The sequence below is a fragment of the Microbispora triticiradicis genome (assembly GCF_005864065.1).
GTDB lineage: Bacteria > Actinomycetota > Actinomycetes > Streptosporangiales > Streptosporangiaceae > Microbispora > Microbispora triticiradicis.
This window is the reverse complement of the sequence record NZ_VANP01000003.1, coordinates 482,565-495,236: the sequence shown is the minus strand read 5'-3', so window position 1 is coordinate 495,236 and position 12,672 is coordinate 482,565. Positions and strand designations below refer to the sequence as shown.

Sequence of the window (12,672 nt, the reverse complement as noted above, 5' to 3'; positions counted from 1 at the left end):
GCCGAAGCTGCACGTGAAGAAGGGCGACCTCGTCCAGGTCATCGCCGGCAAGGACAAGGGCGCCAAGGGCCGGATCATCGCCGCGTACCCCGACAGGGAGCGCGTGGTGGTCGAGGGCGTCAACATGATCAAAAAGCACTCCAAGGTCACCAACCAGGGACCGCGCGGCGCCAAGGAAGGCGGCGTGCAGACCATGGAGGCTCCCATCCACGTGAGCAACGTCAAGAAGCTCAAGGATGACGAGAAGAAGCCCGAGAAGAAGGCCGCCGCGAAGGGCGACGCCGAGGCGACGGGTGAGGACAGCTGATGACCGCCACGACTGAAGAGCGCACCGTTCCGCGCCTCAAGCAGCGCTACCGCGAAGAGATCATCGCGAAGCTGCGCGAGGAGTTCGGCATCGAGAACATCATGCTGGTGCCCACGATCACCAAGATCAAGGTGAACATGGGCGTCGGCGAGGCCGCTCGCGACTCGAAGCTCATCGAGGGCGCCGTGCGCGACCTGACCGCGATCACCGGCCAGAAGCCGGCCGTCGCCCGCGCCCGCAAGTCCATCGCGCAGTTCAAGCTGCGCGAGGGCATGCCGATCGGCGCGCACGTCACGCTGCGCGGCGACCGCATGTGGGAGTTCCTCGACCGTCTGCTGTCTCTGGCGCTGCCGCGTATCCGGGACTTCCGGGGCCTGTCGCCGAAGCAGTTCGACGGCAACGGCAACTACACCTTCGGTCTCACGGAGCAGGTCATGTTCCACGAGGTCGACCAGGACAAGGTGGACCGGCAGCGGGGCATGGACATCACGGTCGTGACCACCGCGAAGAACGACGAGCAGGGCCGGGCGCTGCTGAAGCTCCTCGGTTTCCCCTTCAAGGAGGCCTGATCATGGCGAAGACGTCGCTGAAGGTCAAGGCAGCGCGCAAGCAGAAGTTCGAGGTCCGGGCGTACACTCGGTGTTCGCGCTGCGGCCGTCCCCGCGCTGTCTACCGCAAGTTCGGGCTCTGCCGCGTGTGCTTCCGCGAGATGGCGCACCGGGGCGAGCTGCCCGGCATCACCAAGTCCAGCTGGTAAGCCCTCGCGGGCCAGCCGTACAGAAGTCTTATCAACCGGGCGCTGACCACAGCGCCCACGACCGCACCGAAGGTCCCATCGGGGAAACCGCGGTGAGGAAGGCCACCGGCCATGACGATGACCGACCCGATCGCAGACATGCTGACGCGTCTGCGGAACGCGAACTCGGCCTATCACGACACCGTGAGCATGCCTTACTCGAAGATCAAGGCACACATCGCGGAGATCCTCCAGCAGGAGGGCTACATCCAGGGCTGGAGCGTCGAGGACGCGAAGGTTGGCAAGAACCTCGTGATGGAGCTGAAGTTCGGCCCCACCCGCGAGCGCTCCATCGCCGGCCTGCGCCGGGTGTCGAAGCCCGGTCTGCGGGTCTACGCAAAGAAGGACAACCTGCCCCGCGTTCTGGGCGGTCTGGGCGTCGCGATCATCTCGACGTCCGGCGGTCTCATGACGGACCGGCAGGCGAGCAAGCGTGGAGTGGGCGGGGAAGTCCTCGCCTACGTCTGGTAACGAGGGGAGGAACCCAGCATGTCGCGAATCGGACGGCTGCCCATCCCCGTACCGGCGGGTGTCGACATCACGATCGACGGCCGGGCGGTCCAGGTCAAGGGACCCAAGGGCACGCTCACGCACACGGTCGCCGAGCCCATCGAGGTCTCGCGCGGTGAGGACGGCAACATCGCCGTCTCCCGCCCGAACGACGAGAACCGGGTCCGGGCGCTGCACGGTCTGTCCCGCACGCTCATCGCCAACATGGTGGCGGGTGTCACGCAGGGCTACACGAAGACGCTGGAGATCGTCGGCGTCGGTTATCGCGTCGCGGCCAAGGGCCCGACGCAGCTGGAGTTCTCGCTTGGCTTCAGCCACCCGGTGATCATCGACGCTCCCGAGGGCGTCACCTTCCGCGTCGAGAGGCCGACCCTGTTCCACGTGGACGGCATCGACAAGCAGAAGGTCGGCGAGGTCGCCGCCAACATCAGGAAGCTGCGCAAGCCGGACCCGTACAAGGGCAAGGGCGTGCGCTACCAGGGCGAGGTTGTCCGCCGCAAGGTCGGAAAGGCTGGTAAGTAGGCATGGCTGGAAAGACTGCGTTCGGCAAGCACACGGCCGCCCGCACGGTCTCCCGGGCCCGCCGTCACAACCGCGTCCGCAAGAACGTGTTCGGCACCACCGAGCGTCCGCGTCTGGTCGTCAACCGGTCCACGCGTCACCTGTTCGTGCAGATCGTCGACGACACCCAGGGCCACACGCTGGTGAGCGCGTCCACCATGGACGTCTCGCTGCGCGGGTCCGAGGGTGACAAGACCGAGAAGGCGAAGAAGGTCGGCGAGCTTCTCGCTCAGCGGGCCAAGAGCGCCGGGATCACCGCCGTCGTGTTCGACCGCGGTGGCAACCGCTACGCGGGGCGTATCGCCGCTCTCGCGGACAGCGCCCGTGAAGGCGGGCTGGAGTTCTGATGGCTCCGGTCCGGAGGCCGCGACCGGCGGCCCGTCCCAAGAGCAACGAGAAGAGGAACCACTGATGGCTGCAGCTCCGCGTCGCGGTGCCGGCGGCGGTGGCGAGCGGCGTGACCGTCGTGATGACCGCCGCGGTGGCGCCGCAGACAAGGGCGTCTCGTACATCGAGCGCGTCGTAAAGATCAACCGTGTGGCCAAGGTCGTCCAGGGCGGCCGGCGCTTCAGCTTCACCGCGCTGGTCATCGTCGGCGACGGCAACGGCCTCGTCGGGGTCGGCTACGGCAAGGCCAAGGAGGTGCCCGCGGCGATCGCCAAGGGCGTCGAAGAGGCCAAGAAGCACTTCTTCAAGGTCCCGCGGATCCAGGGCACGATCCCGCACCCGGTGCAGGGCGAGGACGCCGCCGGCGTCGTCCTCCTGCGTCCGGCCTCGCCCGGTACGGGTGTCATCGCGGGTGGTCCGGTGCGCGCGGTCCTGGAGTGCGCCGGGATCCACGACGTGCTGTCCAAGTCGCTCGGCTCGGACAACCCGATCAACATCGTGCACGCCACCGTGGCGGCTCTGAAGGGCCTCAGCAGGCCCGAGGAGATCGCCGCCCGCCGTGGCCTGCCGATCGAGGACGTCGCCCCCAAGGCGATGCTCAAGGCCCGCGCGGAGGGTCTCGCCGAGGCCGCGGCGGCCGCCAAGGCGGTGAGCTGACGATGGCACGGCTGAGGATCACTCAGACCCGGTCCAAGATCGGTGGCCAGCAGAACCAGCGTGACTCGCTGCGTTCGCTGGGCCTGAAGCGAATCGGCGACGTCGTCGTCAAGGAGGACCGCCCGGAGATCCGGGGCATGGTCGCCAAGGTGTCGCACCTCGTCGAGGTTGAGGAGGTCGACTAGTCATGACCGAGAACGCTCCGCTCAAGATCCACGACCTTCGTCCTGCCCCCGGCGCCAACAAGGCCAAGACCCGCAAGGGCCGCGGCGAGGCGTCCAAGGGCAAGACGGCCGGCCGCGGCACCAAGGGCACCAGGGCCCGCACCTCCGTGATGCCGGGCTTCGAGGGTGGCCAGGTTCCGCTCCAGCGGCGGTTGCCGAAGCTGAAGGGCTTCTCCAACTCCCTGTTCAAGACGACCTACCAGGTCGTCAACCTGGACAGGCTCGGGGAGCTGTTCCCCCAGGGCGGCGACGTCACGCTCGACGACCTGGTGGCCAAGGGCGCGGTTCGCAAGAACCAGCCCGTGAAGGTGCTGGGCACCGGTGACATCTCCGTGGCGGTGAACGTGCAGGCGCACGCCTTCTCCGCCAGCGCGAAGGAGAAGATCGCCGCGGCCGGTGGCTCGGTTTCCGAGCTGTAGGCATGAGGCTGCACGAGGCGCGGAGGTTCGTTATGAGCCTCCGCGCCCGTAGTGCGTTAGAGTTCGCCTGGCACACGGCTCCGACCGTGGCCGAACAAGCTCTTTGGCAAGAAGTTTCGTCGATGGACGCCTCGCGGGCCATCGCCGACCGTTACCGCGTCACAGGCGCGCAGGAGGGACCGTGCTGACCGCGATTACCCGGGCTTTCCGGACGCCGGACCTGCGCAAGAAGCTGCTCTTCACTTTGGGCATCATCGCGCTGTTCCGGCTGGGCTCGGTGCTTCCCACTCCGGGCGTCAACGCCCAGAACGTCGCCCTGTGTCTCGACCAGGCCCAGGCAGGGGACGCCGGCAACATCTACGGGATGGTGCAGCTGTTCAGCGGCGGAGCCCTGCTGAAACTTTCAGTCTTCGCACTGGGCATCATGCCCTACATCACCGCCAGCATCATCCTGCAACTGCTGACCGTGGTCATCCCGCGGCTCGAGGCCCTGAAGAAGGAGGGCCAGGCGGGCACCGCGAAGATCACGCAGTACACGCGGTACCTGACCATCGGGCTCGCGGTGCTGCAGTCGACCGCGTTCATCGCGCTGGCCCGCAGCGGGCAGCTCTTCCCGAGCTGCAAGGAGCAGGTCCTCCTCAGCCAGGAGATCTTCCCCCTCGTGACCATGGTCATCACGATGACCGCCGGTACCGCGGTGATCATGTGGCTGGGCGAGCTCGTGACCGACCGGGGCGTCGGCAACGGCATGTCGATCCTGATCTTCACTCAGGTCATCGCCGTCTTCCCGTCCGAGCTGATCAACATCTACCGGCTCAGCCCGTTCAAGTTCGTCGTGGTGATGGTCGTCGGTGTCGTGATGATCGGCGTCGTCGTCTTCATCGAGCAGGCGCAGCGCCGCATCCCGGTGCAGTACGCCAAGCGCATGGTCGGCCGCAGGATGTACGGCGGCACCTCGACCTACATCCCGCTCAAGGTGAACCAGGCCGGCATCATCCCGGTCATCTTCGCCTCGTCGCTGCTGTACCTTCCGCAGCTCCTGGTGACGCTGTTCGGCAACAGCAGCCAGCCGAACGCGGTGATCGAGTGGCTGGCCCAGAACATGGTGCGGGGCGACCACCCGATCTACATGACCGTGTTCTTCCTGCTGATCATCTTCTTCACGTACTTCTACGTGTCCATCACTTTCAACCCCCCGGAAGTGGCTGACAACATGAAGAAGTACGGTGGGTTCATCCCGGGCATCCGTCCGGGCCGGCCGACCGCCGAGTACCTCAACTACGTGCTCACGCGGCTCACGGCCGCCGGCGCTCCGTATCTGGGTGTCATCTCGCTCATCCCGATCATCGCGCTGGCGGTGGCCGGAGCGAGCCAGAACTTCCCGTTCGGAGGGACCAGCATTCTGATCATGGTTGGTGTGGGTCTGGACACGGTCAAGCAGATCGAGAGCCAGCTCCAGCAGCGCAACTACGAGGGCTTCCTGAGATAGTGCGCGTCGTCCTGGTAGGGCCCCCCGGAGCGGGTAAGGGGACGCAGGCCCAGTTCATCGCATCGCACCTGTCGATCCCGAAAATCTCGACAGGCGACATCTTCCGTGCCAACGTCTCCGGCGGCACGGAGCTCGGCAGGCTCGCCAAGGAGTACATGGACCGCGGCGACCTCGTCCCCGACGAGGTGACGGTCGCCATGGTCCGTGACCGGCTCTCCGAGGACGACGCCAAGGAGGGCTTCCTCCTCGACGGCTTCCCCCGCAACGTGCCCCAGGCCGAGGTCCTCAAGAAGATGCTGGCGGAGTTCGGCACCACGCTGGACGTCGTCCTCAACCTGGTCGTCGAGGACGACGAGGTCGTACGGCGCCTGGCGGGCCGCCGCACCTGCCGCTCCTGCGGGAAGGTGTGGCACCTGGTGTTCGACCCGCCCGCCGCGGAGGGCGTCTGCGACGCCTGCGGGGGCGAGCTCTTCCAGCGGGACGACGACCGCGAGGAGACCATCAGGCGGCGCCTGGAGGTCTACCAGGAGCAGACGGCGCCACTGATCTCCTTCTACGCCGACGAGGGCATCCTCCAGGGCGTCGACGCGACAGGCCCGGTCGAGGAGATCACGCAACGGGCGATGTCGGCGCTGCGGCGGTTCGCCGACTGAGTCGTTACCACGGCCGGGAACGCCACCCCACATCATGGGGTGGCGTTCAGGCTTATATGGGACAATTTCGAGAGGGGGTGCGTTACGTGTTCAAGAAGAACAGACACGGCATTCAACTCAAGAGCGCCGCGCAGGTGGAGAAGATGCGGGCGGCCGGCCTGGTCGTCGCCCGTACGCTCGAGCTGCTGCGGACGACCGTGCAGCCCGGCATGACGCCGCTGGATCTCGACGTCGTCGCCGAGGAGGCCATCCGGAACGAGGGCGCGATCCCGTCGTTCAAGGGCTACCAGGGCTTTCCCGCCACGATCTGCGCCTCGGTGAACGACGAGGTCGTCCACGGCATCCCCACCGACCGCCGCAAGCTCCGCGAGGGCGACATCATCTCCATCGACTGCGGCGCGATCCTCGACGGGTGGCACGGCGACTCCGCGATCACCGTGGGGATCGGTGCGGTCGACCCGGCGCTGACCGAGCTCATGCGGGTGACCGAGGAGGCCATGTGGCGCGGCATCGCCGCCCTGCGGGTCGGCGGGCACCTGTCCGACATCGGCTTCCAGGTCGAGCGCTACGTGCGCTCCCAGGGCCGCTACGGCATCCCCCAGGAGTACGGCGGGCACGGGATCGGCACGGAGATGCACATGGACCCCTGGGTGGCCAACCACGGCCGTCCCGGGCGCGGTCCCAGGTTCGAGGCGGGCATGTGCTTCGCGATCGAGCCCATGGTGAACCTCGGCACCGACAGGACCCGGGTGCTCGACGACGACTGGACGGTCGTCACCATCGACGGCAGGCCCTCCGCCCACTTCGAGCACAGCGTCGCGGTGACGGAGGACGGCCCGCTCGTGCTCACCGCACTGGACGGCGGCGCCTCGCGGTTCCCCCGGGCGGAGGCAGGGGTTACCCCAGAGACCGGAGACACCACTCCCTGATCGGCCCGCCGGGACGGCGCGTGAACCATAATGGGGCGTAACGTTCCGATGACCGGGAGATGGTGATGGCGGCTACGCCCGAGATGCGGGCTTCGGACGGCGACCGGGACCGGGTCGCCGCGGCTCTGCGGGAGCACGTGGCCGAGGGCAGGCTCAGCGTCGAGGAGTTCAACGATCGGCTTGAGCAGCTCTACCGGAGCCGCACGTACGGCGAACTGGCCACGCTGACCGCCGACCTGCCCGAGATCGACCTGCACCGCCTGCCCGCCGCCGCGGCGGCGGAGAGCGACAGGCCCCTGCCCGCCCGGCGTGACGACAAGGCGCGGACCGCGCTGAAGGCGGCGTGGGCCGGCTGGGCGGGGATCACCGCCGTGAACTGGATGGTCTGGCTGACCATCGGGGTCACCTCAGGGCACTTCGTCTATCCCTGGCCGCTCTGGGTCATGGGCCCGTGGGGCACCGTCCTCCTCGCCGGCACTCTCATCGGCGTCGCCGCGAAGCCCCGGCGGCGTCGCTGAGCCGCGCCCGGCGTCCCGCCGGGCATTGGCCGCACGCCCTCGCCGGGGTACGCTGTGATCTGGTTGTGTCGGGACCCCTGCCGTCGTTTCGCATTTCGGCCCGGGTTGTCGTACACTCCTTTGTCGGTTCACTATGACCTTTCGCGCTCAGGCGACCTGGCTGGTCGCCGCTCTCTGGAAGCGCCCGAAGGTCGCGGCTGCTTAGTGTTCCGAAGCCTCTGACGATCCGATCAGCGAAACGCGAGGGCCATGGCCAAGAAAGACGGCGCCATCGAGATTGAGGGCACTGTTATTGAGTCGCTCCCGAACGCGATGTTCCGGGTGCAGCTCGACAACGGTCACAAGGTCCTGGCCCACATCAGCGGGCGGATGCGGATGCACTACATCCGGATCCTTCCCGATGACCGGGTGGTCGTGGAACTGAGCCCCTACGACCTCAGCCGTGGGCGGATCGTCTACCGGTACAAGTAGGCCCCTCCGTCTGTGGACGGGCCCGTATGCGGAACGAATAAGGACTATGAAGGTCAAGCCGAGCGTCAAGAAGATCTGCGACAAGTGCAAGGTGATCCGCCGGCACGGTCGCGTCATGGTGATCTGCGACAACCTGCGCCACAAGCAGCGCCAGGGCTGAGTTTCCGCTCAGACACGTCGCCACCAGGCCCGCAGGTGAGTCCGTCCACGTGACGGGCTCGACCCGCGTGAGGGCCGAACACTGTAGTCGCGTCTCGCACCCGCGCAGGCGGCGAAAGCCGTACCACGCGGGAGACCCCCGGTCGGAGGCCGGGGCCCTCGCCCGGGCATGGGAGGGGAAGCGAGGCGTAAGACCTCCGCCACATCGAAGGAGAATGCCCGACCATGGCTCGCCTGGTTGGCGTCGACCTCCCCCGCGACAAGCGGCTGGAGATCGCTCTCACCTACATTTTCGGAATCGGCCGCACCCGCGCCAAGGAGATCCTTGACGCGACCGGAATCAGCCCCGATCTGCGCGTCCACCAGCTCACGGACGCCGAGATCATCCCGATGCGTGACTACATCGAGGCGAACTACAAGATCGAGGGTGACCTCCGGCGCGAGGTCCAGGCCGACATCCGGCGCAAGATCGAGATCGGCTGTTACCAGGGCATCCGGCACCGCAAGGGCCTGCCCGTCCACGGTCAGCGGACGCAGACGAACGCGCGCACCCGCAAGGGCAAGAAGAAGACCGTCGCCGGCAAGAAGAAGCCCGGCAAGAAGTAGTCCTTAGGCCCCGGCCCGAGGATCTCGCCGGTGACACCGGTTGGAAGGTCCACGGGATGGGGCAAGCAGCCACATTCCAGGAGACAGCGCTTAAATGCCGCCGAAGAGCCGCCAGGGCGCACCGAAGAAGGTGCGCCGCAAGGAAAAGAAGAACGTCGCTCACGGGCACGCCCACATCAAGAGCACGTTCAACAACACGATCGTTTCGATCACCGACCCGAACGGGAACGTGATCTCCTGGGCCAGCGCCGGCCACGTCGGGTTCAAGGGCTCCCGCAAGTCCACCCCGTTCGCCGCGCAGATGGCGGCCGAGAACGCCGCCCGCCGCGCCATGGAGCACGGCATGCGGAAGGTCGACGTCTTCGTCAAGGGCCCCGGTTCCGGCCGTGAGACCGCGATCCGTTCGCTGCAGGCGACCGGCCTCGAGGTCGGGTCCATCCAGGACGTGACCCCGGTCCCGCACAACGGCTGCCGTCCGCCCAAGCGCCGCCGCGTCTGAGCTCAGGAGAGTAGAGAGAAATGGCTCGTTACACGGGTCCGGACTGCAAGCTCTGCCGTCGTGAGAAGACGAAGCTCTTCCTCAAGGGCAAGAAGTGCGAGTCCGCCAAGTGCCCCATCGAGATCCGCCCGTACCCGCCGGGTGAGCACGGCCGCGGCCGTCCCAAGGAGTCGGAGTACCAGCTCCAGCTCCGTGAGAAGCAGAAGACCCGCCGGATCTACGGCGTCCTCGAGAAGCAGTTCCACAACTACTACGAGGAAGCCAACCGCAAGGCCGGCAAGACGGGTGAGAACCTCCTCCAGATCCTGGAGAGCCGTCTCGACAACGTGGTCTACCGCGCCGGCTTCGCCGAGTCGCGGGACGCGGCCCGCCAGCAGGTGCGCCACGGCCACTTCCTCGTGAACGGCAAGAAGGTCGACATCCCGTCGTACCGCGTGCGCGAGCACGACATCATCGAGGTCCGCGAGAAGTCGCGCAACCTGCTCCCGTACGAGGTGGCCCGCGCGACCGCCGGCGACAAGACCGTCCCGGCCTGGCTGGGCGCCTCCGCCGAGAACCTGCGCGTCCTCGTGCACCAGCTCCCGGTCCGCCAGCAGATCGACACGCTGGTCCAGGAGCAGCTCATCGTCGAGCTCTACTCGAAGTAACAGAGCCCGGCGACCTCGTGACGCCGTACGGCCCGGCGCATTCCCGGCCGTACGGCATCATTGGTTGTAGGCGAGCGGCGTCAAATAGCGGGCGTCGCCGTAACCGAGGGACCCCTCGTTCGGAGCGACACGGGGGATCCCGGTCAGGAGTAACCACATGCTCATCGCACAGCGCCCGAGCCTCCAGGAGGAGTCGCTCGAGGAGCACCGGTCCAGGTTCATCATCGAGCCGCTGGAGCCGGGCTTCGGCTACACCATCGGCAACTCGCTGCGGCGCACGCTGCTGTCCTCCATCCCGGGGGCGGCCGTCACCAGCATCCGCATCGAGGGCGTGCTGCACGAGTTCTCGACCGTGCCCGGGGTCAAGGAAGACGTCACCGACATCATCCTGAACCTCAAGTCGCTGGTCGTCTCCTCCGAGCACGACGAGCCCGTGGTGATGTACCTGCGCAAGCAGGGTCCCGGTGAGGTGACCGCGGCCGACATCGCGCCGCCGGCCGGCGTCGAGGTGCACAACCCCGACCTGCACATCGCCACGCTGAACGGCAAGGCGAAGCTGGAGATGGAGCTGACCGTCGAGCGCGGTCGCGGCTATGTCTCCGCCGCGCAGAACAAGCAGCCGGGCCAGGAGATCGGGCGGATTCCGATCGACTCGATCTACTCCCCGGTCCTCAAGGTCACCTACAAGGTCGAGGCCACCCGTGTCGAGCAGCGCACGGACTTCGACCGCCTGATCCTCGACGTCGAGACCAAGCCGTCCATGAAGCCCCGCGACGCGGTGGCCTCGGCCGGCAAGACCCTGGTCGAGCTGTTCGGCCTGGCTCGCGAGCTCAACGTCGAGGCCGAGGGCATCGACATCGGCCCGTCGCCGACGGACGCCGCCCTGGCGGCCGACCTGGCGCTGCCGATCGAGGAGCTCAACCTCACGGTTCGCTCCTACAACTGCCTCAAGCGCGAGGGCATCCACACCGTGGGTGAGCTCGTCGCCCGCAGCGAGCAGGACCTGCTGGACATCCGCAACTTCGGCGCCAAGTCGATCGAAGAGGTCAAGCAGAAGCTGCACGAGATGGGCCTCGCTCTCAAGGACTCCCCGCCCGGGTTCGACCCCTCCGCCGTGGCCGGCGGCGGGTACGACGACGAGGACGGCGGATTCATCGAGACCGAGCAGTACTGATCGTTCGTCTTCGAGCAGCGGCACCACCGTTTCGTGCCGCCCCGCGAGGCGGCACGAAACGGCGATGACAGTTACGACCGGCACGCCGGTCGGCCCGACCCCGGTACCTGACACGGCCGGGGCGGGTTATCCATGAGGAGCATGAAATGCCCAAGCCCACCAAGGGCCCCCGCTTCGGCGGCAGCCCGGCCCACGAGCGGCTGATCCTGGCGAACCTCGCCACCGCGCTGTTCGAGAACGGCCGGGTGCGCACCACCGAGGCCAAGGCGAAGCGCCTCCGCCCGCTCGCCGAGAAGCTGATCACCAAGGCGAAGAAGGGCGACATCCACAACCGTCGCCAGGTGCTGACGGTCGTCCGCGACAAGGGCGTCGTCCACCACCTCTTCACCGAGGTCGCGCCGACGTTCGCCGAGCGTCCCGGTGGCTACACCCGGATCACCAAGCTCGGCCCGCGCAAGGGCGACGCCGCCCCCATGGCGGTCATCGAGCTGGTGACCGAGCAGCTCAACCCGGTGCGGACCACCCGTACGGCTCCGGCCGCGCAGGCCGCGCCCGCCGCCGCTCCGGTGGAGGCGGAAGCCGAGGAGACGCCCGCGGCGCAGGACGAGGCCGCCGAGGCTCCCGAGGCCGCCGCCGAGTCGTCGGAGGAGACGGCGCAGGCTGAGAAGAAGGACGAGGCCTGATCCCACAGGCTCCGTGAGCGGGCTCAGTTTCCCTTCCGGGGGACGCTGGGCCCGTTCTTCGTTTTCCGGACCGGTACAAGGGATGTCGTGGAGCGAGAACTACGGCTGAGGCTGGACCTCGGCTACGACGGCACCGATTTCTCGGGATGGGCCCGGCAGCCGGGGCGGCGGACCGTGCAGGGGGAGATCGAGGACGCGCTCGGCCGGATCCTGCGTCTGGACCCCGCGCCGTCGCTGACCGTCGCGGGCCGCACCGACGCGGGCGTCCACGCGCGGGGACAGGTGGCGCACGTCGACGTGCCGCTCGCCGCGACCGTGGCGTTCGCGTCCGGGCGCGAGCCCGCCCCCGAGGACCCGGAGGAGGCGTGGCGTGAGCGCGGCGCTGAGCTGCTCGCTACGCTGACGCGGCGGCTGGCCGGTGTCCTGCCCCCCGATGTGCGGGTTTACGCCGTCAGCGTGGCACCCGAGGGCTTCGACGCCCGTTTCTCCGCGCTGTCCCGCCGGTACGGCTACCGCGTCGGCGACGCGCCGGGCGGGGTCGACCCGCTGCGGCGGCGCGAGGTGCTCTGGTACGCCCGCCCGCTCGACGTCGGCCTGCTGAACGCCGCCGCCGCCCGCCTGCTGGGGGAGCACGACTTCGCCGCGTTCTGCCGGAGGCGCGAGGGCGCGACCACGATCCGCGAGTTGCAGCGTCTCGACTGGGTCAGGGGCGAGGACGGGATCCTGCTCGCCACCGTGGTCGCCGACGCCTTCTGCCACTCGATGGTCCGCGCGCTGGTCGGCTCGCTGCTGACCGTGGGGGAGGGCAGGCGGCCCGTCGGGTGGCCCGGCGAGGTGCTGGCGAGAGCCGTACGGGACTCCGGGGTGCACGTCGCGCCCGCGCACGGGCTGACGCTGGAGGAGGTGCGCTACCCGGAGCCCGGGGAGCTGGCCCGGCGCGCCGCCGCCACGCGCCGGGTGCGTACGCCGACCGCCTGAAGCCG

21 protein-coding genes are annotated in these 12,672 nt (G+C 68.1%); all 21 read left to right on the top strand.

Annotated elements, in window-relative coordinates; all coding sequences use genetic code 11:
• The first annotated feature begins 7 nt into the window (after positions 1-7).
• The gene (rplX, locus tag FED44_RS10325; RefSeq protein ID WP_133305957.1) at positions 8-307 is read left to right on the top strand and encodes a 50S ribosomal protein L24; all 300 of its coding nucleotides are present in this window, start codon (positions 8-10) and stop codon (positions 305-307) included.
• Positions 307-876, top strand: coding sequence for a 50S ribosomal protein L5 (gene rplE, locus FED44_RS10320; RefSeq protein ID WP_111699903.1), 570 nt, complete (start codon positions 307-309; stop codon positions 874-876). Before rplX ends, rplE begins: the two co-directional genes overlap by 1 nt.
• Before the next feature lie 2 nt (positions 877-878).
• Complete coding sequence (locus FED44_RS10315) at positions 879-1,064, top strand: type Z 30S ribosomal protein S14 (protein WP_030451489.1); 186 nt, start codon at positions 879-881, stop codon at positions 1,062-1,064.
• Between the two features lie 111 nt (positions 1,065-1,175).
• Positions 1,176-1,574, top strand: a complete 399-nt coding sequence (gene rpsH / locus FED44_RS10310; protein ID WP_111699902.1) for a 30S ribosomal protein S8 — start codon at positions 1,176-1,178, stop codon at positions 1,572-1,574.
• An 18-nt stretch (positions 1,575-1,592) separates the two neighbouring features.
• Positions 1,593-2,135, top strand: coding sequence for a 50S ribosomal protein L6 (gene rplF / locus FED44_RS10305; protein WP_111699901.1), 543 nt, complete (start codon positions 1,593-1,595; stop codon positions 2,133-2,135).
• 2 nt (positions 2,136-2,137) lie between these two features.
• Entirely contained in the window at positions 2,138-2,521 is a 384-nt protein-coding gene (gene rplR / locus FED44_RS10300; protein WP_111699900.1) for a 50S ribosomal protein L18, read from the top strand.
• 64 nt (positions 2,522-2,585) lie between these two features.
• Positions 2,586-3,218, top strand: a complete 633-nt coding sequence (rpsE, locus tag FED44_RS10295; RefSeq protein WP_030508336.1) for a 30S ribosomal protein S5 — start codon at positions 2,586-2,588, stop codon at positions 3,216-3,218.
• Positions 3,219-3,220: 2 nt separating this feature from the next.
• A complete protein-coding gene (gene rpmD / locus FED44_RS10290) occupies positions 3,221-3,403 on the top strand; it encodes a 50S ribosomal protein L30 (protein WP_111699899.1) in 183 nt (60 codons plus the stop codon).
• A gap of 2 nt (positions 3,404-3,405) precedes the next feature.
• Complete coding sequence (gene rplO, locus FED44_RS10285) at positions 3,406-3,861, top strand: 50S ribosomal protein L15 (RefSeq protein ID WP_111699898.1); 456 nt, start codon at positions 3,406-3,408, stop codon at positions 3,859-3,861.
• Positions 3,862-4,042: 181 nt separating this feature from the next.
• A complete protein-coding gene (gene secY, locus FED44_RS10280; RefSeq protein WP_138460501.1) occupies positions 4,043-5,350 on the top strand; it encodes a preprotein translocase subunit SecY in 1,308 nt (435 codons plus the stop codon).
• The gene (locus tag FED44_RS10275) at positions 5,350-6,003 is read left to right on the top strand and encodes an adenylate kinase (protein ID WP_111699895.1); all 654 of its coding nucleotides are present in this window, start codon (positions 5,350-5,352) and stop codon (positions 6,001-6,003) included. The genes secY and FED44_RS10275 overlap by 1 nt, the downstream gene beginning before the upstream one ends.
• A gap of 86 nt (positions 6,004-6,089) precedes the next feature.
• Positions 6,090-6,932 carry a type I methionyl aminopeptidase gene (gene map, locus FED44_RS10270; protein WP_111699978.1) on the top strand — a complete coding sequence of 281 codons (843 nt, stop codon included), beginning with the start codon at positions 6,090-6,092 and terminating at the stop codon, positions 6,930-6,932.
• Positions 6,933-6,997: 65 nt separating this feature from the next.
• A complete protein-coding gene (locus tag FED44_RS10265; protein WP_111699894.1) occupies positions 6,998-7,450 on the top strand; it encodes a DUF1707 SHOCT-like domain-containing protein in 453 nt (150 codons plus the stop codon).
• A 249-nt stretch (positions 7,451-7,699) separates the two neighbouring features.
• Positions 7,700-7,921, top strand: coding sequence for a translation initiation factor IF-1 (gene infA / locus FED44_RS10260; protein WP_030508344.1), 222 nt, complete (start codon positions 7,700-7,702; stop codon positions 7,919-7,921).
• A 46-nt stretch (positions 7,922-7,967) separates the two neighbouring features.
• Positions 7,968-8,081 (top strand): 50S ribosomal protein L36, encoded by a 114-nt coding sequence (gene rpmJ, locus FED44_RS10255; RefSeq protein WP_003956441.1) that lies wholly within the window; start codon positions 7,968-7,970, stop codon positions 8,079-8,081.
• Positions 8,082-8,305: 224 nt separating this feature from the next.
• The gene (gene rpsM, locus FED44_RS10250; protein WP_111699893.1) at positions 8,306-8,686 is read left to right on the top strand and encodes a 30S ribosomal protein S13; all 381 of its coding nucleotides are present in this window, start codon (positions 8,306-8,308) and stop codon (positions 8,684-8,686) included.
• Between the two features lie 94 nt (positions 8,687-8,780).
• Complete coding sequence (gene rpsK, locus FED44_RS10245) at positions 8,781-9,185, top strand: 30S ribosomal protein S11 (protein ID WP_020542285.1); 405 nt, start codon at positions 8,781-8,783, stop codon at positions 9,183-9,185.
• A gap of 20 nt (positions 9,186-9,205) precedes the next feature.
• Positions 9,206-9,832, top strand: coding sequence for a 30S ribosomal protein S4 (gene rpsD / locus FED44_RS10240; protein ID WP_111699892.1), 627 nt, complete (start codon positions 9,206-9,208; stop codon positions 9,830-9,832).
• A gap of 157 nt (positions 9,833-9,989) precedes the next feature.
• Positions 9,990-11,006, top strand: a complete 1,017-nt coding sequence (locus tag FED44_RS10235; RefSeq protein ID WP_030508347.1) for a DNA-directed RNA polymerase subunit alpha — start codon at positions 9,990-9,992, stop codon at positions 11,004-11,006.
• Positions 11,007-11,152: 146 nt separating this feature from the next.
• Positions 11,153-11,689, top strand: coding sequence for a 50S ribosomal protein L17 (gene rplQ, locus FED44_RS10230; protein WP_111699891.1), 537 nt, complete (start codon positions 11,153-11,155; stop codon positions 11,687-11,689).
• 87 nt (positions 11,690-11,776) lie between these two features.
• A complete protein-coding gene (gene truA, locus FED44_RS10225) occupies positions 11,777-12,667 on the top strand; it encodes a tRNA pseudouridine(38-40) synthase TruA (RefSeq protein WP_138460500.1) in 891 nt (296 codons plus the stop codon).
• Positions 12,668-12,672: the final 5 nt, after the last annotated feature.